The sequence below is a fragment of the Streptomyces sp. NBC_01451 genome, from assembly GCF_036227485.1.
Taxonomy (GTDB): domain Bacteria; phylum Actinomycetota; class Actinomycetes; order Streptomycetales; family Streptomycetaceae; genus Streptomyces.
Map to the genome: position 1 here is coordinate 25,192 of NZ_CP109479.1, position 20,669 is coordinate 45,860.

The window sequence follows — 20,669 nt, forward strand, 5'->3', positions numbered from 1 at the left end:
TGTGCGCGTTCGGCCGCCCGCGAGGAGGAGCCGCCCTCTCAGAGAACGGAGTCGTCAGGTCCTGCGTGGACGGGCTGCCCATACGTCGTCATTGGCGATCCCTGACCTGAGAGCCCGGCGCGCGTACCGCCTCGCCAAGAACGACGTCGGCTCAGCGGCCCGGTTCGCGGCGTGCAGGCTCGTGGTCAGTTCCTCAAGACGCTGGCGTGCCGTGTCGTACTCCAGCGTGGCCAGGTCAACGCAGAGCATCTGCTGACTGCCGTCCCGCACTTCGACGTAGGCGTTGCCGGACACAGTGCACTGCGCCGCGTGCTGGTCCGGGGCCAGCAGGCTCGTCGCCCCTCCGATGACCGCGGCCAGAAGGGCGCCCACACCGGCTATGCGCGCACCGATGACATCGGCTACGGCCGACACGCCTGCCGTGGCACCCACCGCGGCCGCCAGCACCGACAGCCAGCGATGTGTGTGGCGCCAGATCATGGAAGCTGCGAACTGATGGTGCGCACTGTGCAAGGCCCGCTCCCACAATCGTTCACACTCCCCCGCAATGGCGCGCACTTCATCGGGGATGTCCCAAAGATCAAAGGGGACGGGATGCCCATGCCGGTCCGCCTGTTCAGCCATGATCCCCCCGAGACGCGCGCAAGCCCTCTGCCGGTAGGTCGCAGTGTGACCGTCTGCCTGCTCTGCCACCAGCCCGCCCACCAACGCGGCAGGCCGTAGCCGGTCCGCGCCCATCAGGGACTGTCGCCGCCCCAGTCCCAGCGGGCCGGGTCGCCGGGGCGCGGGTCGTACAACGCCCTCCCACCGGGGCCGAAGTGCCCCAGCTCGGTCTGGAGGGAGACACCGGTGTCGATCTCATCCTGCCTCCAGCCGGTGATGTCGAGCAGCAGCCCGTCCAGCGGCCCGCCGACCAGTTCGGCGTAGGCGCGGCCGGGGCGGGGACCTGGGTGAGGGTCGTCTGCATCGTGACCGTAGACCCGGCCGCGCAGCAGCTGCTCGTCATCGCTGTCCATACCGTCCAGCCTCGCAGCCGCCACTGACAACGCAGTCTTGACGACTGACGTGTGAGTGGTCAGCCGTTGGCGAGGGCCGAAGCGCCCATGATCTCGAAGATCTGCGGGACTCGCGCCCACCATAAGAAGGGAGTTCAGCACAGCGACGCGAAGGACCCCTCGCACGGACCTTGGCGCGTGGTTCGGCGGTGGGGACCTGCTCGCGGCAGGGCCCGCACGCGGTGAGCGTGCTTGCCTCGTACGGCGGTGGCGGGCAGAACCCGCAGTCCGGGCCGTGGACACGCAGTACACGCACGACGGGTCGCGCCCGGTCCGCTCGGGTCCGAACTGCCAGTACTGCAAGGTGAGTTCCAGCCGCCACCGGTCTCCGCCTCAGTACGGGTCGCCGCTCGCGGTCACCGGCATGGGCAGGCACAGCGCCCCGGGCAGGCCAGGAAGGCTGGCAGCCATCAGATGCGTCCCGTACGGCAGCCCGTCGACATCGGCGTCCAGATAGGCCCGCGGCCTCTCGTACGGCCGGCGGATGCCGTCGTCGACCTTTCAGCATCCAGCACTGAACGGTGATCTGCTCGCGGGCGGGGCCGAGGGCGAGCTTCAGCCGCGTGCTCTCGTCTTCCACGTGCAGCGGCAGTCGGGGTGTCGGCCACTGGTCGACGGGCACCGGCGGCTGCGCCAGGACCAGCCTCAGCCGCTCCTACACACAGCAGTACCTGCACACCGCGAGGTCCGCGAGCCGGAGATGAAGAAGTACCGCATCGGCCCCTCCTGTCCGCCGCGCACGGCTTCTCCGGCTGGTCGGTGCCGAGGTAGTGGCGGGCTACCCGGCTGCCGTCGGGGAGCTCGGTCTACTCGAACACGTTCGGTCCCTTGCCGTACGCAGTCGCGGTCCGCACCGGAGGCGGCCATTTTGGGGACAGGGGACCCCTCCGGCGAGAAGGTCGGTAGCTCGTTCTGCTCGGAGACGACCTTGCCGTCCACGAGTTCGCGAACGGCGAGTTGCCGAAGACTCCGGCGGGCCCACGAGAGTGAGCCCGCCGTCGCGTCAGCGGCGGGTCTCCCACCACAGGATCAGCAGGGACACCGTGCCGCTGCCAAGCCGGTTGGCCGCGCCCTGCAGGAACTCGCCCGAGACGATGTGTCCCTGCTGGACGATCCATTTCCGCAGGCGGCGCATGGTGTCGATCCGTCGCCTGACCCAGCGGAACGGGTGCTTGCGCTCGTCTTTCGCGTTACTCTCGTCCATACGGAGTTCCTCTCGTTACAGGCGTGCTGGAACACCGCGCAAGGAGCCCTCCCAACTCAGAGGCCTAGGAAACCTGTTGGGACGCAGGGGCTCCTTTTGCGCGTTCAGTGAGTTTATCGACGGCTGCTTGAAATGATTGTCGACTTGGCGTCATCGTGTGGCTGGAACCATACGAATGCTCAGCGGCGGGTGAAGTCGTGCAGTCGGTCGGCGAGTTGCTGGTCGGGGCGCCGGACGATGATGCACGAGCCGGACTTCTCGGTGGCGAGGCGGTCGACCTCCATTTCGAGGCCCCCGGTGGGCGGGCTGGTGAGGCTGGAGCCGGTTCGCCGTACGTACATCGCGACGGCTTCCAGGGTGGCGAGGAAGTCGCTGTCGGGGGCTTCGGAGTCGAGGACGTCGTGGGTGACCTCGTGAAGCCAGTGCCGTGCCTCGCGAGTCTCACCGAGGGCGAGGTGGTGCAGGTGCAGGCAGTAGGCGGCGGCACGGTGGCCGGCCCCGGCGGCGAGCTGCCACCAGAACTGGGCGCTCTCGCGGTGGTCGGTGAGGTGGAGCAGGCACGCGAAGATGAGGGCGCCGTCGACGTCCAGCTGGTCCGCGGTCACTTCGTCGGGTTCCTGGGCGAGGCGGTCGACATGGTCGGCTGCGTCGGGCCGGTTGAGGATCCAGCGGCACACCACCGACAGCCGCTGGCCGGCCTCCGCGGCGCGGATCATGTCCGGGTTCGGCGTCGGTGACGCGGTGGCCGCGTCGGCGGCGAGGCGGCGGAGCGCGGCGCCGACGTCGAAGCCCTCGTGCCGCGTGGTGGGCAGGCGCGCGTCGGCCAGGAGGGCGTCGATGGTGGTGCTCACTGTCCCGGTCCTTTCTTGGTCTTGCTGGGCGTGGCGGGCAGGCGCAGTTGGACGCGCAGGCGTTCCTTGCCCTTGCGGCCGTGGTAGTCGACGGTGCGGGTGTCCAGGCCCATGTACCGGGCGATCCGCTTGGTGGGGTAGCCGAGCAGGTGACGCAGGACGATCACGGTGAACTGCCGGGTCGGCAGGTCCAGGATCGCCTCGTACACGCGGTTGGCGTTGCTGCTGAGCTCCATCTGGCTGCGGACCGCTTCCAGGTTCTTCGCTATGGGGCCGTTGATGAGGAACGCCGGCGGACGTCCGTCTGCTTCGAGGCGGCGGGTGACGCCCCGGTGGAGCACGGCCAGGGTCTGCTGTTCGAGGTCGCCCTGCTGCAGAAGATCGTCCCAGCCGCCCAGGATGGTCAGGAAGACGTGGTGGACCACCCGTTCGGCGACCCGGCGGCTGCCCAGGTGGATCTCCGCGAAGTCGTGGAAGAACTCCTGATGGCCCAGGTAGAAGGCCTCGAAGTCGAGGGGCAGGTCGGGAGGGGCCAGGACGGGCTGGCCGTGGCCGCCGTCCTGGGGCGATACGTCAGTGGTGACGTCGCCGTTGCCCATACGGTCCTCCATGCGATGCGGGCACCGGACTCTCCGTCGAGGCCGGTGGGATCCAGCGCGGGCCAACTTGCCCGCGCAAGGGACCAGTTGGATTGGGCCCTCACGCACCACAATCTCTACTTTCCGGGCCTGAAACTCATACACCCCTCGAAAATCGTCACTCACCGATCTTGACCGTAAGCGGAACGTGAGTTCTCTTATCGCACAGACGTTCTATACAGGCGCTATGAGCTGGGAAAACAGAGCCATGCGGAGAGGTTCACTGTTCAAGAACCGCCTGGTTCGTGTCAGAGGTCACACTCTGCTCCCTTCTGTACAGACATCCACCGACGCGCCCCCGTCACTCGCGGCCTCCGATGTGGCAGAACCGATCCACCGTCACCCGATCGAGGGGCGCGCGATGGTGACAGTGAAACGCGCCTGGCACCACCGGTCTTCCGGCCGGCCGCCTCACCGCCTGCGTGACTTACCGATCCGTACGGGTGAGCCAGGGCGGATCACCGCGCGGCATACGGGACCCGCCCGCTACGAAGATCACGAACCGTCTGTGATCTTCGAGAGGAAGCCCCTCGTGCGCCTCACCCGCTCACATGCCGCTGCCGCCGCACTCGCTGTCCTGCTCTCCCCCGCCACCGCTCACGCAGTCGGCCCCGGCGACACCGTCGCCCTGCCCGTACGCGACGCCCTCCACGCCCTGACCATCCAGACCGAGAACCGCACCGGATACGAACGCTCGAAGTTCCGCCACTGGGTCGACGCCGACCGCGACTCGTGCAACACGAGGCAGGAGGTGTTGCTGGAGGAAGCCGTCACCGCACCCGTCCAGGACGCCAACTGCGTGCTGACCGGCGGGTCCTGGTACTCCCCGTACGACGACACGTACTTCACCCAGGCCCGCGCCCTCGACATCGACCACCTGGTCCCGCTCGCCGAATCCTGGGACTCCGGCGCCTCCACGTGGACAACGGCCGAACGCCAGGCCTACGCCAACGACCTCGGAGACGCCCGCGCCCTGATCGCGGTCTCCGCCACCACCAACCGCAGCAAATCCGACCAGGACCCCGCCACCTGGCAGCCCCCGGCAGCCGACTACCGCTGCACGTACGCCACCGACTGGATCGCCGTCAAAACCCGCTGGGGCCTGACCGTCGACCCCGCCGAACAGACCGCGCTCACCGAGGCCCTCGCCGGCTGCCCGAACAGCCCGATCGAGGTCACCCACGCCCGCTGACCCATCCTCGCCAGTCAGGTGCGAGCCCGGCCCCTTGCCCGGCGCGTCATGTGATGTGCCGGGGGGGCCGGTACATGTGGCCGTCCCATTGGCGTTGCGGCTGTCACTGTGGATATCGGACTTCCGCTGAAACGCCGCGCGCAACAAGTGCACGCCGACCAGAGAGTTGAGTGCTGTCGCTTCCGCCCCGGATGTATGGCAAAGGCTTTACGGAGAGCTTGTCAGAGCTTTCGGTGCCCGGCCGTGCGCCTATCCGTCGACTTCAGACGGGCAGATGATGCAGATGGGAGCAGCGACTGCCCATCTGCCGCAGGTTGTTCGGGTTCGCGAGGCAGAAAACGGAGAATAAGCCCAAGACAGGGAATGATCAAAGATGAGCAGTGGGGCGATCCTCAATCTAACCGCAATTGCTATATCGATCACTGCCGTCATCACCTCAGTATGGTTTGGCCTCAGGCAACTACGGATTTCCAGGGAAGCGAACCACATCCCTGTAATAGCGGAGCTACTTGGCGGATTTCGTGACGTTGATCTCTGTGATCACTATGTCTACGTGTGCACTAAACTCCGAGAGGAGCACTCGCCCGACTTGGGAATAAGTGGCCTCCCGCGCCCCGCCAGGAAAGCCATCTATGATATTGCCTACTTTCTCCAGACGTTCGCCGGGATGAGCTCCCTGGGTATCGTCAAGGAAGAACAAGTAGTGGCAATGCTCCACCGGAGAATTTCACGGGCCTGGAGTGCAATGAAACCCTACGTCGAAAAAGAGCGTGAGGTTGGAGCGGCAGGGCCTTATCTTATGGTTTTGCTCGAAGAATTCGCGGCGCGAACAGATGGTGACGGAGATCAGGCCGTCCAAGCCTTACTTGAACGTACTCGCAACGGGCAGACGTCCCACCTCATCTAATTCTGTGCGCGCTTTGATCCGCCAAGGAGGAAACGGCATGACGAGCGCTCTCGCGGGTGCGTCGCCGCCACCAGTACATTCCCCGTGGCCGGGCGACCGAGGGGGAGACGATGAGCGAGCGCGGCGCATTGCGGGGTCTGCGGGTCCTGATGTGGGTGGTGATCGCGGTTGAGGTGCCGGTGTGGCTGGTGTGGCTGGTCCAGGTCGGCTACCAGGCCGGGCAGCATCTGCCCCGCGGCGACGTCGCGCGGTGGGCGCCGCCCGTGCTGCTGCCGCCGGCGACCGTGCTGTTCTGCGTGGCGGCGGGCTTGACGTGGTGGCCGGCACCCGTTCGTCGCTGCGGGAGCGGTGGATCGTCGTGTCGCTGGTGTTCGTCGCCGTCTTCTCAGTGTTCTGCGGGGTGGCCTCGGTCGACGACCCGTCGGTGTCGGTGGGCCTGCTGAGCGCCGCCGTGACCGCGCTCGGCATGATCGGGCTGTTCTTCATCCCGGCCGCCGCCTCCCGCCAGTTGCCGGACGTCATCCGTCGGCGCTCCCGCCGTACGGACACGGCCCCGGGTGAGGCGGACCCGCAGTAGGCCCGGCCGTCCGACTGCCCGGGGCGCCGTGCGGCGGGCATGCTGCGCTTTCCGACTCCGACTCTCCGGCTCCGACTCCGTCGACGCCCGCGCGGTGTCTGACGGAGGGCTGAGCCACGCGATGGTGGAGCTGCTGCTGGAGTTCGCCGGTAGCGCGATGAAGCCGGACGACACCGGGAAGGCGCTGACCCGGATGGAGACGCTGCACGCCGCGACGTACAAGGACTTGCAACAGGCCCGCAAGAGGCTGGCCGAACGGGAGGCCGCCGACGGCTGACCCGGCGGCATGTGACAAGGAGTCCCGAACCGGCGCGCGGTTCGGGGCTCACCTGCGTGCGGCGCAAGTTACGGGGTTGAGAGCGAGTCCTGCCCGGGAATTCGGTCGGCGACTGCGAGAATGCACGCAGAGGCAGCGGATGCTGGTTGTGGGCCGGTCGTGCCTGTCTGTCGCCTGGCCATAGCCGGGTTGGACCTTGCGAGGTTCCATGTCCCTCAGCGAGTTCGTCGAGGTGTACTGCACCACCGGACAGCTGATCACCGTCATCCTCACCCTCCTCAACGGCCGCCGCGGTGGTGGTGGCAGCTGACACTGTCGTAGACCCTCGGGAGCCGTCAGCTCGCAGGGAGGGCCCGCAGTCGGCTGCGGGCCCTCCACGAGGTCAGCGGCGGGTCTCCCACCACAGGATCAGCAGCGTCACGGCGCCGCTGCCCAGCTTGTAGGCGACGCCTTGCAGGAAGTGGTGGTGAACGCCGTGTCTACGGCTCCCGTTCCATTTCCGCAGGTGAGTGCTGATGGACGAGAGCCATCTGTCTACACGGCGTGGGTGCTTCGGATCTGAATTCGCGCTAGGCTCGGTCATGCGGTTCCTTGCGTTAGCGTGCGTTTAGGGACACCGCGAGAGGAGCCCTCCCAACTCAGAGGCCTGAGAAACCCGTTGGGACCCAGGGCTCCTTTCGCGTTCTGCGGAGTCTATCGGCGAGAAGCTGATCGGTGTAGTTATTCATGCGGGAATACGCGCACCAGGCAACACTCTGCCTACCTTCTCGCGCACCAGCGATACATCCAGACCAGAAAATCCGCAGCTCACAGGCGTGCATGTGATCCCCGTCACCATCAAGCAGCGAAGCGACATTCGCCGGTCTTCCCTCCTGCGAGAAGCGCAGAAAAACGCAGGCCTCCTGCGAGAAGCGCAGGAAAACACGGGCTCCAATGCGCTCCAACCTAATCCATTGCATTCCATTGCATCGCGATGAGATGAAATGAAATGGATTACAGACGGTTACGGCAGGAGTGCCGGGCTTTAGGTCGTCTCGGGAGCCGAGGCCTCACGGTCTGCTCCTCGCAGGAATGTGAAGCGACTCGTCCCCGGCAGCTCCGATGCCGGGGACGAGTCGCTTGTGATGGAGCCTGGGTTACAGCACGATCCGGATGTGCTCCACGTCGGTGAACTCGACGCTGAGGCCGCCCGCCCGGGTGTTGTTGTTCCGGAAGTACATCTCCGCAAGCCCTTCGGCGGCGATGCGCTGGAGCTGCTGTTCGGTGGCGCCGGTGTCGCGGGCTTCGAAGAGGCGGTCCGCCCAGCGCGGGGGCAGGGCCTGGGTGATGTCGCGGATGCGTGCGTCGTCGGTCGTGCCGGGGGCGGCGGTGAAGCCGAATCTCGCGCGGGTGGAGACGACCAGGCCGCCCGTGGACGCGGCCTTCTTCTTGGCCTTCGCTCGGATCTGGGGCTGCCACCGCTTCTTGACCTCACGCTCGATGCGCTCGCGGAGGTCGTGGCGGGGCCGTTTGAACTTGCCCGCGACGTATCGCTCCACGGTGCGCTGGGACACTCCGAGTGCCTGCGCGGCGGCTTTGGTGCCCTTGAGCTGCTTGACCAGGTATTTCATCTGCGTCTGGGCGCTTTGCGGGGTGCGGCGGGTGAACGCCCCTTCCAGGGCCTGGTCGAGGCTGTCGCCGAGGGAGTCGGTCATGGTCGGTTACTCCCCTTCTCCGGCGGTCGGGTCGTTCTTGATGAGGTTGGCGATGTTGAACACCGCGCCGGCTTCCTCGAACTGGGCTTCCGCCCACAGCACGGTCTGGGTGCCCTGGTGCTTGACCATCCCCGGCGAGACCCCGAGCCGGAACGTGCCCGGCACCGGTTTGCCCTCTTCCGTGTAGGGCAGGACGTCCAGCGGGGACGGGCCTGGGGAGGGGTAGACGATGGCGTCGGTGCCGATCGCAACCGGGTACAGGTCGGCTGTGGCGGCGGTCTTCATCAGCTTGCGGTGGATGCCGACCCGCTGGCTCGCGAGCACGGCGGCCCGGATGTCCGGGCGCCACGTCTCCCGCTTGAGTGCCGGCCACGGCTCGTAGTACGGCACCTGCCCGCGGTTGCGCTGGCGCAGTTTGCCGATGCCGCCCTTCGCGGTCGCCTTGATCGCCTTCGCGAGCAGCGCCATCGTCGGGTCGGTGCTCTTGGAGCAGGCCATCGCATCGAGGAACTCGTGGCCGCTCATCGCGGTGGTGACTCCGAGGTCGGCCATCACCGTCACGTAGGCGTCGCGCAGCCGGTTGTACCAGGGGTCCAGGTAACGGCCGGACTGGAGCCGCACGTACGCCTCGATCGGCGCGACCTCGAAGCCGAGCTCCACCGCGTACGCGACGGTGGGGGTGGCGTACCAGGCCGGGCCGACCGGGCGGTCGCCCTTCGGCGTGAACGGCGAGGGGAGCCGGTCTGCGTCGACGGTGCGCCCGTTGACCTTTACGCGGGCCAGGTCGACGTGGGAGAGGTCGACCAGCCACGAGCCGGGCAGCTTCGGGTCGAACGCCGGACGGTTCGTCAGGTGGGTGGGGCCGTCCAGGCCCACGGTGAGGCTGTTGGCGGCCGCCGCGAACGACATATTGATGTCGACGGCGACCAGGTACGGATTCCGGCACTCGTCATCGGTCAGCGGCCGGCACCAGTCGTACGGCTCCTCCATCAGCATCTGGTCCGGGGTCCGCATGTGATGGCGCTCGAACCGGCCCTTCAGGACCGGGTGCTCGTCCGGGACTTCGCACTCCACGACGTCGTACACCGCGGTGAGCGCGTCTGCGTTGAACGCCCGCTCGAAGTTCCCGGTGGTCTCGTCCTTCTCCGCACGGGTCGGCGGGCGCAGCGCGGTCATCAGCTCCAGGCCGGTCGTCGACGCGGTGCCGCGCGGCGTGATCACCAGCTGTGCGTACGTGCCGAGATACCGGGCGAGGTCGGCGGGGTGCATGGACGGGATCTGCGGGTCGTCCTTGTGGTCCCACTCCCTGGCGTCAAGCGCGTTCCACGAGGGGATGCACACCTGCACGCAGCGGCGCCGGGAGCCCTCCGGGTCCCGGTAGATCCGCGCCCACGGCCCGAACCCGAGCTGGGTGAGCTGGAGTTCGGCCTTCTTGATCTGCTTGATCACCTTGTGGCTGTCCGGGAGCCGGCCCGCGCGCCGGTCCTCATCCGACAGGGCGGCGGGCAGGCCGTAGCGCTCCAGCGCCGACGGGGTGAGGACCAGGACCGGGTCGGCGTCACGGCCGTTGCGGTGCAGCCGGGCCTGACCGAGCTTCGCCTCGGCAAGCGTCCAGTCCACCAGCGCCGGCAGCGACTTGGCGGGCACGTCCAGGACCAGGCCGCCGACGCAGTACGCCGACACCTGCCCGTCCTCGCAGTCGACGACCGCCAGCGGGCCGTTCTCGAAGCGCGGGTCGACCACGGCCGCCGTTGAAGTGGTGGCCTTCGCGGCCCTCTTCGCGCCCGGGCGCCGCGACGTCGACGACGGCCTGGCGGTGCTCGTTGCCGGGCGGGCGGGCGCCTTCGGGGCGATCGGCGCCGACGGAGCCGGGGCGGGCGCGGCGGTGAACGTCTTGGGGACGGAAGGTTCGGGTGCCGCTTCGCTGTCGGGGGCGGGGAAACGCGCGGCGAGCCCTTTGAGCAGCTGGGCGTAGGCAGTGCGCTGCGGCGGGCGCGGTTCGGTCTTGCCGGTCTCCCAGTTCCCCACCGCCTCCCGGCGGGTGCCAAGGGCCTGGGCGATCTGGGTCTGACTCAGCTCAGCAGCCTCGCGCAGCCGCTTGCGCTCAGCGGGCGGTGGCAGGTCATTCTGGTCGACCTGGTTCAGCAGCGCATCGACAGCGCTGAGCAGCTCGTTCTCAGTGGGCACAGGGCTCACCTCCATTAGACACCCTAGATCAATCGCGCATTAGGTCGCTCGTTAAATCGCGCATTGGATCGCTCAATTTTGAGAGGTGGTGTGCAGCTCGTCGCCGGCCAGCCCCGCTCCGCAGCTGGCCGATCGTCTCGCTGGCAGGCAACAACCTGCGGTCCCCACGGCTGCATGGGCCTCGGGGACGCAATCCCGCTGGTGACTGGCTGATCAACGCCCTGACACGGCCGCGGCTGAGGTGGCAGGGTCGGTGAGATTCCAGACGGCAGATGAGGGGGCTCCGTGGACCGCAGTCTTGACGACGACGCGTCCAGCCGCATGAACGATGCTGAGGAGTACCTCAGCGCCGAACAACGGAGAGTGGCAGCCACGGAAAGGTCCAAGCTGCGCGATCTCCGGCACGAAGTGAAGCAAGCGGATCGGGAACTGGCCCGCCGCACGACGGCCGTCCAGATCGGATTGCTGGCGCTGATCGTTGCCGGTGTCTCCCTGCTGACAGGTCTGGGCTGGGCCGTCCTGGCCTGGGACTCCCCCGCGACGCTTCTCCGCATCGCCATCATCTGCGGCACACTCATACTGATCGCTGTGGCAGTCGTAATCGTGACTGTGCCGCGCCGGGGCCCACGCCTGGCCGACCTGATGAACGCAGTTGACACCAAGCGCGAGGAACTGCGGTTCCTCAGCTCCCTCTACTACCCGACGCTGAAGGAACGGCGCAGCCTCTACCGCGAGGATGTTGTCGGGGTCATCGAGCAGCACCGGGCAGACAGCCGCAAGTACCGGCTCGTCCACAACGCGCTGCAGAACCTCATCATGATCGGCTCCGCAGCCACGACGACCGTTGCAGCCCTGGACACCGGTAACAAGCTGACCTGGCAGAACGTCACGATCGTCGCCATCGGCTTCACCGTCACGCTGTCAGCCGCCTTCACCGGCTACTACAAGTACCGCGAGCGCAGCTACTTCCTGCTGCAGACCGCCGACGCCATCGAAGAAGAGGCCAACGCCGTCACTCTCGGCATCGGCCCCTACAAAGACTTCGGCCCAAACCAGGAGCAGCAGGCGCTGAAGCTGTTCACCCAGCGCGTCGAAGACCACCGCAACGAGCAGCGCCGCCGACAGCAGCAGCTGGACCAGCCCGCCGACCAAGCCCCACCAGCGGGGGCGTCACCGCCAGCCTGACGACAGGCTCACCCCCGAGCCGGGAAACGCGAACGGCCCGCCGCTTCGGGGGAAAACGGCGGGCCGGACTGACCCTCACGGTTGCCACACCCGTTGGCGCGGTGCACGCCGGAACAGTGACATCGCGGCCGCCCGGGTTTTGGCGCCGGGCAACGCAAAAGGCCCGCCCTGTGCGCGGACGGGCCTTTTGATCGAGCGCCGGGCAGGCCTTGCACCTGCATTTCCCCGCAGGAAGCGGGGCGTCTTTCCTTGGACCACCAACGCGCAACCAGCCGCCCTTAGTTGCGGCGGCCAGTTCAAGATCAAGTCTAGCGGATACGATCAGGGCTTTGCCCACAAGAACGCCGTTGGCTTCGTTCGCCTCATCGCAGAGGGCGCGTGCCGTGGGTTCAGGGCCGCGGTGCCTGCTGGTCGCCGCGATCTGTCCGGACGCCTTACGTGGAGACGTCGAGAGGCTGTCGGCGAAGCCCATATCGGACCCGGCACTTCGATGGCTGCACGGGCCCGCGGTCACCGCTCAAGCGCGATTCAGGCTGCGTAGGCATCGGCTCCCGAGAAGTGCGTCCAAGTAGCGAGGCGTGCGCGACGCAGCGGATGCTACACAGTGGTGTTCAGATACGGGCGAGCGGCCTGAGAGAACTCCTCCCGCGCCCGTAGCACCGCGGAGAGATCTGTGTTCCAGTCGAACGGGGCAAGCGGTGGAAGCCTCGTCCATCCCCCACAACACATGTGCAGGTTCACACAGGCTCTTTCCACTCTGTGTGCCGCGATAGCGACCTCGTCCGGACCGTAAAGGTCGAGCACGGCGAGGGTGGCCCGCATCTGCCTCAGGGTCTCATCGATGGCAGTCTCGACCTTCGCTTCGGCCCGCCGAGTACGGATCTTCTCCCAAAGGCTTCTCCGCCTACCCAGCAGCTCTCTCCAAGAGTGGAGCTTGAACGCTTGATCTGTCATGCCCAGGGTCAGAGCCAGGAACTCGAAGCATGCAGACCCTCTGCCACTCCGTACCCACTGCTTGTGAGCGATGTCCGCCTGATGCCTAGCTGCTGTGCGGGATGCGTCCGCCTGTGCTCGGGCGCTGCGGGCTTGCGCAAGCGCTCCTGCAAACGCGAACCCCCCACCGATCGCGGCTCCACCTAACGCAGCCATGACCTCGTTCATGTTGAACGATGTTGCCGCATCCTGGACCTTCTTGTCCTCGATCCAGGAGAGGGCGGCGGCCAACTCGGGCCGCTCGTCGCCGCAGGTGCCGGCGAGGCGGGCGCTGGAGCGGGACGACGCGAGTGTTGAGCGGTGGCGGAGCGAGGTGTGGGAGACGGTAAAGCCACTGCGGCGGCCCAGCACGCCTAGATCTGCTTCGAGGACGAGGCAGGACAGGGGCTGAGGCCGCCGAAGGCGGCACACGTGGGCACCGTGCGGCCGGACACCGCAGGTGCGGGTGCGTGACGCGAACCGGGGACGGGTCTCTGTGGCGGGACTGGTCTGCTACAGGAGCGGCGAACGATCGCGTCTGATCTACCGGTTGCACGTGTACCGGGGGCGGAAGGGTGAGGCGAAGAACTTCGGATGGCAGGACTACCGTGACCTGATCGTCGTGGCGCACAACCAGCTCAAGGCCCCCGCGGTCTGGGTCTGGGACAATCTCAACGTCCATCTGTTCGACGAGCTCGCGCTGTTCTTCGTGGAGAACGAGGAGTGGCTGACGGTGTTCCAGTTGCCGTCGTACGCTCCTGAGCTCAATCCGCAGGAGGGCATCTGATCACTGGTCAAGCGCGGTCTGGCCGACTTCGCCGCCGCCAACCTCGACCACCTGGCCCGCGTCATGAAGCGCAAACTCAAGAAGATCCAGTACCGTCCGGAACTGATCGACGGCTGCCTCACCGAGACCGGACTGATCATGAGTGCCGGATGATCGACCGGCCCGCCACTGCGAGTTCAACCGCAGTACTTCCTCCAGCAGACCGCCGACGCCATCGAGCAAGAGGCCAACGCCGTCACCCTCGGCATCGGCCCCTACAGCGAGTTCGGTCCCGACGGGGAAGACGAGGCGCTGAAGAAGTTCACCCAGCGCGTCGAAGACCACCGCAACGAGCAGCGCCGCCGCCAGCAGCAGCTGGACCCGCCCTCCGACCAGGCCGGCCCCTCCAGCCAGCCGCCGGCGGCCTGACCCGCTCTCAGCTCCGCAGCGGCGTTTCGTGTCTCCCCTAAACCAGGGGGGCACGTCGGTTGGCTGGACCGGCGTGACGGCGTCGCCCTCACTCACCGAGAAGAGCCTGGCCCGCCGCTACGGGGGGAAGCGACGGGCCAGATGACCGCCACGGTCTCATACGCACCGACCCCGGAACGCCGTCTCTGGCTGAAGTCGCCGCTGCGCAAGGGCGGGTGGCTGCCCGACCGCCCTCACCGCGCCTCAGCCGAGGCCGAGCTTGCTGAGCGCGGTGGTCCAGTCGGTGACGATGGCCTTCTGCGCGGCGGCGAGGGTGACCGTGCCCTTGCAGACCGCGGTGTGCAGCTTCGTCTCCACCGGGTCCTTCAGGTTGTTGACCCCGGAGCCCTTCTTGTGACCGGGGTCGGCGGGCTCCACCCACAGGTTGCGGTAGTCGTTGGGGTCACCGCCGAGCTGGAGGCTGATGAGGTGGTCGTACTCGGCATCGCTCATACGGCCGGTGAAGCCGTAGGAGGCGGCGTTCAGCTTCTTCTCCTTGCCCGTGACGTACGTGGAGGGGCGGATGCTGGAGGTGTAGCCGCCCTTGCGGCAGATCGTCGACTTCAGATTCGACTGCGTGACCGCCGGAGAGATGGCGCCCGGCGTGCACGTGGGGTCCTCGAGCGGCTCGCCCTTGAGGTAGCGGTAGTGGCAGGTGCCCGCGGCGGGCTGCTTCTGCACGGTGTATGTCTTCTGCGGGCCCGCCCCCACCGCGATCGCCTGTCCTGGCCTCCCGCCCTGGGCACTCGCGCCCGACGGACCGGCAGCCGGATTCGCGCTTGCCGACGCGTCCGAGACCGAGGTGCCGAGCGAAGTAGGTGAGCAGCCTGCGAGCATCAGGCAGCTGAACAGCACGGCCGACGCCACGCGGCGGGTGGAATGCATGATGACCCCTCACGGTCAGGCGGGAACTGAGCAGATGCTGCCCTACCCGACTGCCGCCCTACCGCGCGGGGGTACAGCGCGCAGTGGCCGCACCGCCGGCTGAGACCGCGGCTCCGGTCACGCGCTCGGGAACTACGAGGCGGTTGGCGTGGTGCGCTGGACGTGCAGGGGCGGCGGTAGCGGAAGCCGGAGCCCCGCCATCCCCCGGATGTTCAGTTCGCCGGTCTCTGCCCGGTGCAGCAGTTCGCCCGCGTTCTTCAGCGCCATGACGACCCGGGTGCGCAGGCGGGGGTGGAACGGCATGGCGAGCGGGACGAGGGCGGCGATGGCGGCCGGGTTGGGGATCGAGCTGTTGCGCAGCTCGCCGACGACCCGATTGAAGGCGTAGCCGAGCTTGGGCGGCAGCTGGACGTGGGAGCGCTGCAGTGAGGACAGCAGCAGTGCCAGCATGTCCTCGTACGCGGTGCGCAGGGCGTTGATGCTGTCGTACGACACGATGTCGGCGGCGAACAGCCCGCGGCCGCGCTCGAGGCGTTCGAGGATGGCTTTGAGCATCTTCAGGTCGATGTCGCCGGCATACCGCAGGGGCCGGTCCACCCGGGCCAGCAGCTTGCCGCCTTCCACGCCTTCCCTCCAGGAGAAGCTGCTCAGGAGGTGGAACCACGCCTCCTGGCTCCGCAGGGAGTGGACGCCGCAGCCGATGAGGATCTGGTAGAGGATCTTCGCCTTCAGCGGGCGTGCTCCGCGCAGGACGGCCCCGTACGTGACATGGGAATAGCCGGGCGCCTGTTGGGCCAGGGTGCGGTGGCTGAGCCCGTTGAAGTCCAGCAGCGTCTTCAGGAGCTCGCGCAGCTGGGCTTCGTCGACGGCGTGCGGCGGGGTGAGGTTGCCGGTGCGCTCCCAGCGGCTCAGTGCCTCGCGGCAGAGATCGCCGGAGAAGCCGGCGGCGGCCAGGCGCAGGCTTTCCCAGCGCGCGCTCCAGCTCTCGGGGTTGCCGCCGCAGGCCAGGATGTAGCCGTTGACGGTTGCCCAGGTGGGGAGCTTCTTGCCCGCGTGGGCGTTGGACAGCGTCGCGGTGGACAGCCCGCTGTGTTCGGCCATCATCGCCAGCGGCGGGTCACCGGCCTCCTTGCGCAGCGCCTGGAGGTCGCGTGCGAAGGCCACCAGTGGGTCGTTGGTGTGGGGCAGTTGCTTCATGGGACGGGCCACGGCGTCCATCTCCTTCCCGAGCCCGGAACAGGACCGGGGCCCGTCGGTGAGACGGGCCCCGGCAGGGCATCGGGTCAGAGCAGACGCTGACGCAGTTCGGCGGCCAGGAGACCGCCGGCCCCCAGGATGGCGAGGGCCTCCTCCAGCTTCATCCCGCGGGCGAGCAGGACGAACAGCGCGGCCAGGAGTATGACCAGCAGGAGTAAGGAGGCCAGCGGCGAGGACTTGGCAGTGCTCGCCGGGGTGTGCGCGCACGGCCCGTTCTGCTCAGCAGGAACGGGCTCAGGAAGCAGGAACGACAAGGAAGTTGACTCCCAACAGGAGGCGGATGGTCAGCTAGCGGTCCGGAACTTGGTGCTCAAGTGCCTTGCAGGGCACGGGACTTGACTCACGCCAGTAGTTGCAGCCACAGGTGTCAGCGAATCCCACGTTACCCACGCTTACGCCTGACAATGCCGATTCAGTTCCCATTGGAGGCAGACCATAAATAAAGCGCCGACCTGTTATTTAAAGGTCGGAACGGAATTTTTCAAAGGATGGTTCGCCATCGGATTTAACAACCCGCGAATCTGCCTCATCAGTGCAGGTCAAGCGGGATGGCGCTTGGACAGGGGAAAGTGTCTGCCTACAGCTCTTGGCCGAGGTCAATTATCCCCCCATTCTTGAACTCGTTCCCACGTGCGCGACGCGCGCGGCCCGCGGGCCGCGCATGCGCGTACAGGAGAGGCGCAGGTCCAACGGTCCGGACACGCACCGCAGAACGCAGGAGGCCCCGTTGCAGCGGGGCACCTCCGCAAGGTGGCACGGCCAACAGGTCAGCCACTGGACTTCCTTCCGCCCGACGATGACGACTCTCGCGGGCTGAAGGGCGTACGGCAAGAGGGCAGGGCCCGGCGGATTCCGCCGGGCCCTGCCGCATGCTCAGAGCGGCTCCATCGTCGCGCCTGCGGTCGTGTTCTCAGGCGTCGGGACGGTGTGGGGCGCCGAAGTCCTGGTCGGTGAACGTCCCGAGCAGAGGCTTGGCAGCGATAGGACGGGCGTGGGGTTCTCCGCACACCGGGCCGTACTCACTGTCGGGCGTGACCCAGACGCCGGTCCACCGCGGGTGGCGGTCGGTGATGGGTTCGCCGCAATCCACGCAGAGCACGACTGGGACACCGTGCTTGCGCAGCAGGCCGGCAAGTTCGGTCCGCTGGAGCTCGGGGACGTGGTCGTAGTAGCCAAGCCAGCCGACCATGGTCTGGGAGGTGTTCCACGCGGCGGCATCGCGGGTGTCCTCCCAGGTGGTGTCCGGGCCGACCGGGTGGACAAGACGCCACCCGAACACCGGCATGCCCGGCCCGTTCGGTTCCGGCTCCTCACGGAAGGACTGCAGAACAGCGGCGGTGTAGCCGGGACGAACCTTGCGGATCTCAGCCTCCAGGACCGGCCGGACCGACTCACTGGCCACGGCATGGAGTTGGGGTGTCCGCCCGGCGGCGGGAGGACGTCATGATCCGGGTCCAGGCCGCGGGGCACCTTGCCATACTGGCGGCCGGGGGGTGCGGGATGGCAGAACAGCGACCGTCGCGGCAGGAGCTGATCCGGCGTCGTCGCCGGAGCGGTTTCGTGGGCCGGCACGGGGAGATGAACGCGTTCCGGGAGAACCTGGTCCGGGATCCGGAAGGCGACGACTACCAGTTCCTTCTCCACGTGCGCGGCAACGCCGGTGTGGGCAAGACCTCGCTGGTCCGGCAGTGGGAGGCGGTCGCCCTCGAACAGTGCGCGACCACGGTCTACCTCGACGACAGTGTGCACAGCGCCGTGGAGGCGATGGAGGAGATCGGTGAGCGGCTGGGCCGTCAGGGCCTGGAGCTGCGCCGGTTCGACAAGCTGCTGGCGACGTTCCGCCAGCGCCACCACGAGACGCAGTCGGCGCGGGACACCCAGATGCCCGCGGAAGACGGTAGTGCCGCGCAACCGCTCGCGGCCTCGCTCTCAGGGTCGGTCGCCGCGCAGGTGGGTCTCGTCGGCCTCGGAATGGTGCCGGTCGTGGGGGCGCTCGCCGGCGCGGTCGATCCGCAGCAGGTAGCCCAGGGCGCGGACCGGCTGCGGGCCGCGCTCGGCGCACGGCTGCGATCCCACGACGACGTACGGCTCGTCATGGACCCTGTGCGCGGCCTGACCCCGGTGTTCCTTCAGGACCTGGCCGAGGTGGCGCGGCGGCGGCCACGGGTGGTGCTGTTCTTCGACGTGTACGAGCGGACAGGACCGGTGCTGGACGAGTGGCTGCGCGACATCGCCTTTGGCGAGGTGCACGGCGTACTGCCGGCGAACGTCCAGATCGTGCTGTCCGGACAGGGCCGTCTGGATGCCCGGAGCTGGGGCGACTGGCTCGACCTGGTCACGGAGGTGCCGCTGGAGGTGTTCACCGAGGAGGAGGCGCGAGCGCTTCTGGCACTGCGGGGCGTCACCGACGAACGGGTCGTCGAGGTCGTGCTGCGCCTGTCGGGCAGACTCCCCGTACTGGTCCACACGTTGGCGCAGGCCGGGCCCGACTCGGCCCATACTGTGGGCGACCCGTCAGGGACGGCGGTGGAGCGGTTCTTGAAATGGGAGACGGATCCCCCGCGTCGGGCCGCCGCCCTTGCTTTGGCTCTGCCTCTACAGTTCGACGAGGACGTCTACCGTGCCGTTGCCCCGCCTGAGGCCGCCGAGCAGTACTCCTGGGTGCGCCGACTCGCCTTCGTCACCGACCAGGCCGGGCGGTGCCGCTATCACGACGTCGTACGCGCTCCCATGCTGCGGCTGCAGCGCACCCAGTCACCCGCCCGCTGGCATGCCGCGCACGACCTGCTCGCGGAGACCTTCCACACCTGGCGGGCGCAGCGGGAGGAGGTGGTGCCGACTGCGGAACGTTGGGGCGACACGGTCTGGCGCGAGCACCGGTCGAACGAGACCTACCACCGCCTGTGCGCCGATCCGCGCCGCGCTCTGCCGGAAGCACTCACGGAGGCCGTCCGTGCCTGCGAGCACGGGAGCGGCACGGCCCGGCGCTGGGCGCAGCTGCTCGCTCAGGCCGCAACGGACAGCGCGGACGAGGGCCTGGCCGAATGGGGAGACCGGCTGACCGCCGCGTCCCGGGACGACGCCTCGGCCGTCATGGCCGTCCTTGACGCACTGCTCGCTTACTCCGGTATGGACACCGCGGGACAACTGCGCACCCGAATAGTCCGGGGGCGTCTCCACCGGCGCGCCGAGCGGTACGGACAGGCGCTCGCCGACTTCACCGCGGCGTTGGTCCTGGAGCCGCAGCACGCTGACGCCCTGGTGGGGCGGGCCCTCATCCACCAGCAGATGGGGAACGCCGACGACGCCCTTGCCGACATGGACGAGGCGATTCGCGCTCACCCCGGCGGCGCCTGGAACCACGTGTATCGGGGGCGCGTCCACCTGACGGCCGGGCACCGCACCGAAGCGCTCGCCGATTTCAACCGGGCAGTCGAACTCGACGCCGAGCAGGACTGGGCCCTCGCCAGCCGCGCCGAACTCCACCGCGCTCAGGGGCGATACCAGGAGGCGCTGGCGGATCTGGACCGCGCGCTCGGCATCGATCCGGAGTACACCTGGGCCTACGCGGAGCGGTCGCGATGCCTGAGTCAATTGGAGCGGTGGGACGAAGCGGTCCACGACATGGCGCGAGCAGCCGACCTGGACTCCGGATCGGGGTGGTACCGTGCCCAACTCGCTGGCCTGCTCCTCGATGTCGGACGGCACGCGGAGGCATTTCAGGAGGTCGACCGCGCCCTAACTGCCCCGGACGAGGACGGCCTACGCGGCCGAGCCTGGCCGTACACCTTCAGAGCCTGGGCACTGCACGGCCTGGGCCGCGACACCGAAGCCCTGTCCGACCTCGACCACGCGATCTCCCTCGACGACGCGTATGAGCTCGCCTTCGCGATGCGCGGATGGCTGCTGTGGGAGGCGGGGCGGCTCGCCGAAGCGGAACAGGACTTCGACCAGGCCCTGTCCGAGCACCCGCAATGGCCGTGGTGCCTGGCGGGCCGCAGCATGGTCCGCTTGTACGCGCAGCGGTACGAAGACGCTGTCAACGACCTCACTCGGGCTTTCAATATCCAGTTCGGCATCGCGGAGGCGGAAGGAAAGATCGCCCGGCCCCTCGTTGAACTGCTGCGGGAGCATCTTCCGACGAACCGCGCCCCCCTCACGGCCACGATCAGACTCGCAGCGCTCCTCAGCCACCAGATCCAGTGGCCAGGTCTGACCCACCAAGCAGGCTCCGTCCTCGCCCTGCGCCCCAGCCCTCGGCTGCTGACCGGCGGCTTCCGACTGCTGCGCCGCGTCACCACCGCCCTCAACGACCCACCCGAAGGCGCGGACACCCAGCGGACCGCCTGGTCACTGAGGCTCCTGTCCCCCATTCTCCGCATCCTGGAGCCCCGGGGAGCTCCGACGGGGTCTGTGCGACCGACTAGCGATGGACACGCGACTGCCGTCGGCGGATCGGACACAGCTTCAGAGTCAAGATCAGAAGCTGCGTCGTAACCTTTCCCTCAGGTCAGGGCCGTGTGAGGTCAGTACGTCCGCTGCTTGCCGTTCGGT

Annotated in this window: 18 protein-coding genes and 1 pseudogene; 7 read left to right on the forward strand and 12 right to left on the reverse strand. The window is 67.9% G+C overall.

Features of this window, described 5'->3' with window-relative positions; translation table 11 throughout:
- Positions 1 to 54: 54 nt before the first annotated feature.
- The 5 genes from OG595_RS00125 to OG595_RS00145 form a co-directional block, all read right to left on the reverse strand.
- The gene (locus OG595_RS00125) at positions 55 to 624 is read right to left on the reverse strand and encodes an SLATT domain-containing protein (RefSeq protein ID WP_329266541.1); all 570 of its coding nucleotides are present in this window, start codon (positions 622 to 624) and stop codon (positions 55 to 57) included.
- Positions 625 to 737: 113 nt separating this feature from the next.
- Entirely contained in the window at positions 738 to 1,016 is a 279-nt protein-coding gene (locus OG595_RS00130; protein WP_329266542.1) for a hypothetical protein, read from the reverse strand.
- A 1,042-nt stretch (positions 1,017 to 2,058) separates the two neighbouring features.
- A complete protein-coding gene (locus OG595_RS00135; RefSeq protein ID WP_329266544.1) occupies positions 2,059 to 2,259 on the reverse strand; it encodes a hypothetical protein in 201 nt (66 codons plus the stop codon).
- 179 nt (positions 2,260 to 2,438) lie between these two features.
- Entirely contained in the window at positions 2,439 to 3,110 is a 672-nt protein-coding gene (locus OG595_RS00140) for a hypothetical protein (protein ID WP_329266546.1), read from the reverse strand.
- Positions 3,107 to 3,709, reverse strand: coding sequence for a sigma-70 family RNA polymerase sigma factor (locus tag OG595_RS00145; RefSeq protein ID WP_443073315.1), 603 nt, complete (start codon positions 3,707 to 3,709; stop codon positions 3,107 to 3,109). The genes OG595_RS00140 and OG595_RS00145 overlap by 4 nt, the downstream gene beginning before the upstream one ends.
- Positions 3,710 to 4,280: 571 nt before the next feature.
- Here OG595_RS00145 and OG595_RS00150 point away from each other — a divergent pair.
- The 4 genes from OG595_RS00150 to OG595_RS00165 all read left to right on the forward strand — a co-directional run bounded on the left by OG595_RS00150 (position 4,281) and on the right by OG595_RS00165 (position 6,701).
- Positions 4,281 to 4,940, forward strand: coding sequence for an HNH endonuclease family protein (locus tag OG595_RS00150; RefSeq protein ID WP_329266550.1), 660 nt, complete (start codon positions 4,281 to 4,283; stop codon positions 4,938 to 4,940).
- A gap of 373 nt (positions 4,941 to 5,313) precedes the next feature.
- Positions 5,314 to 5,847, forward strand: coding sequence for a hypothetical protein (locus OG595_RS00155; protein ID WP_329266552.1), 534 nt, complete (start codon positions 5,314 to 5,316; stop codon positions 5,845 to 5,847).
- Between the two features lie 250 nt (positions 5,848 to 6,097).
- Complete coding sequence (locus OG595_RS00160) at positions 6,098 to 6,424, forward strand: hypothetical protein (protein WP_329266554.1); 327 nt, start codon at positions 6,098 to 6,100, stop codon at positions 6,422 to 6,424.
- A gap of 94 nt (positions 6,425 to 6,518) precedes the next feature.
- Positions 6,519 to 6,701 (forward strand): hypothetical protein, encoded by a 183-nt coding sequence (locus OG595_RS00165; RefSeq protein WP_329266556.1) that lies wholly within the window; start codon positions 6,519 to 6,521, stop codon positions 6,699 to 6,701.
- Between the two features lie 1,136 nt (positions 6,702 to 7,837).
- Here the strand turns inward: OG595_RS00165 and tpg are convergent.
- Positions 7,838 to 8,395 (reverse strand): telomere-protecting terminal protein Tpg, encoded by a 558-nt coding sequence (gene tpg / locus OG595_RS00170; protein ID WP_329266558.1) that lies wholly within the window; start codon positions 8,393 to 8,395, stop codon positions 7,838 to 7,840.
- Positions 8,396 to 8,401: 6 nt separating this feature from the next.
- On the reverse strand, positions 8,402 to 10,582 hold the full coding sequence (gene tap / locus OG595_RS00175) for a telomere-associated protein Tap (RefSeq protein WP_329266560.1): 2,181 nt from the start codon (positions 10,580 to 10,582) through the stop codon (positions 8,402 to 8,404).
- 285 nt (positions 10,583 to 10,867) lie between these two features.
- Here tap and OG595_RS00180 point away from each other — a divergent pair, with 285 nt between their 5' ends.
- Positions 10,868 to 11,767: an SLATT domain-containing protein gene (locus OG595_RS00180; RefSeq protein WP_329266562.1), complete on the forward strand. Its 900-nt coding sequence runs from the start codon at positions 10,868 to 10,870 to the stop codon at positions 11,765 to 11,767.
- Between the two features lie 597 nt (positions 11,768 to 12,364).
- On the opposite strand, the gene OG595_RS00185 is transcribed toward OG595_RS00180, so the two are convergent.
- Positions 12,365 to 13,111 carry a hypothetical protein gene (locus OG595_RS00185; RefSeq protein WP_329266564.1) on the reverse strand — a complete coding sequence of 249 codons (747 nt, stop codon included), beginning with the start codon at positions 13,109 to 13,111 and terminating at the stop codon, positions 12,365 to 12,367.
- Here OG595_RS00185 and OG595_RS45240 point away from each other — a divergent pair.
- A pseudogene (locus tag OG595_RS45240) lies at positions 13,005 to 13,679 on the forward strand (transposase); the annotation flags it as partial. The gene OG595_RS00185 and the pseudogene OG595_RS45240 sit on opposite strands and share 107 nt — an antisense overlap.
- A gap of 498 nt (positions 13,680 to 14,177) precedes the next feature.
- On the opposite strand, the gene OG595_RS00200 reads toward OG595_RS45240, so the two are convergent.
- The 4 genes from OG595_RS00200 to OG595_RS00215 all read right to left on the reverse strand — a co-directional run bounded on the left by OG595_RS00200 (position 14,178) and on the right by OG595_RS00215 (position 17,517).
- Positions 14,178 to 14,858, reverse strand: coding sequence for a hypothetical protein (locus OG595_RS00200; RefSeq protein WP_329266571.1), 681 nt, complete (start codon positions 14,856 to 14,858; stop codon positions 14,178 to 14,180).
- Positions 14,859 to 14,990: 132 nt separating this feature from the next.
- Positions 14,991 to 16,067, reverse strand: a complete 1,077-nt coding sequence (locus OG595_RS00205) for a hypothetical protein (RefSeq protein ID WP_329266573.1) — start codon at positions 16,065 to 16,067, stop codon at positions 14,991 to 14,993.
- A gap of 74 nt (positions 16,068 to 16,141) precedes the next feature.
- Positions 16,142 to 16,369, reverse strand: a complete 228-nt coding sequence (locus OG595_RS00210) for a hypothetical protein (RefSeq protein ID WP_329266575.1) — start codon at positions 16,367 to 16,369, stop codon at positions 16,142 to 16,144.
- Between the two features lie 656 nt (positions 16,370 to 17,025).
- Positions 17,026 to 17,517 carry a hypothetical protein gene (locus OG595_RS00215; RefSeq protein WP_329266577.1) on the reverse strand — a complete coding sequence of 164 codons (492 nt, stop codon included), beginning with the start codon at positions 17,515 to 17,517 and terminating at the stop codon, positions 17,026 to 17,028.
- A 98-nt stretch (positions 17,518 to 17,615) separates the two neighbouring features.
- Here OG595_RS00215 and OG595_RS00220 point away from each other — a divergent pair, with 98 nt between their 5' ends.
- Positions 17,616 to 20,612 carry a tetratricopeptide repeat protein gene (locus OG595_RS00220; protein WP_329266579.1) on the forward strand — a complete coding sequence of 999 codons (2,997 nt, stop codon included), beginning with the start codon at positions 17,616 to 17,618 and terminating at the stop codon, positions 20,610 to 20,612.
- Positions 20,613 to 20,669: the final 57 nt, after the last annotated feature.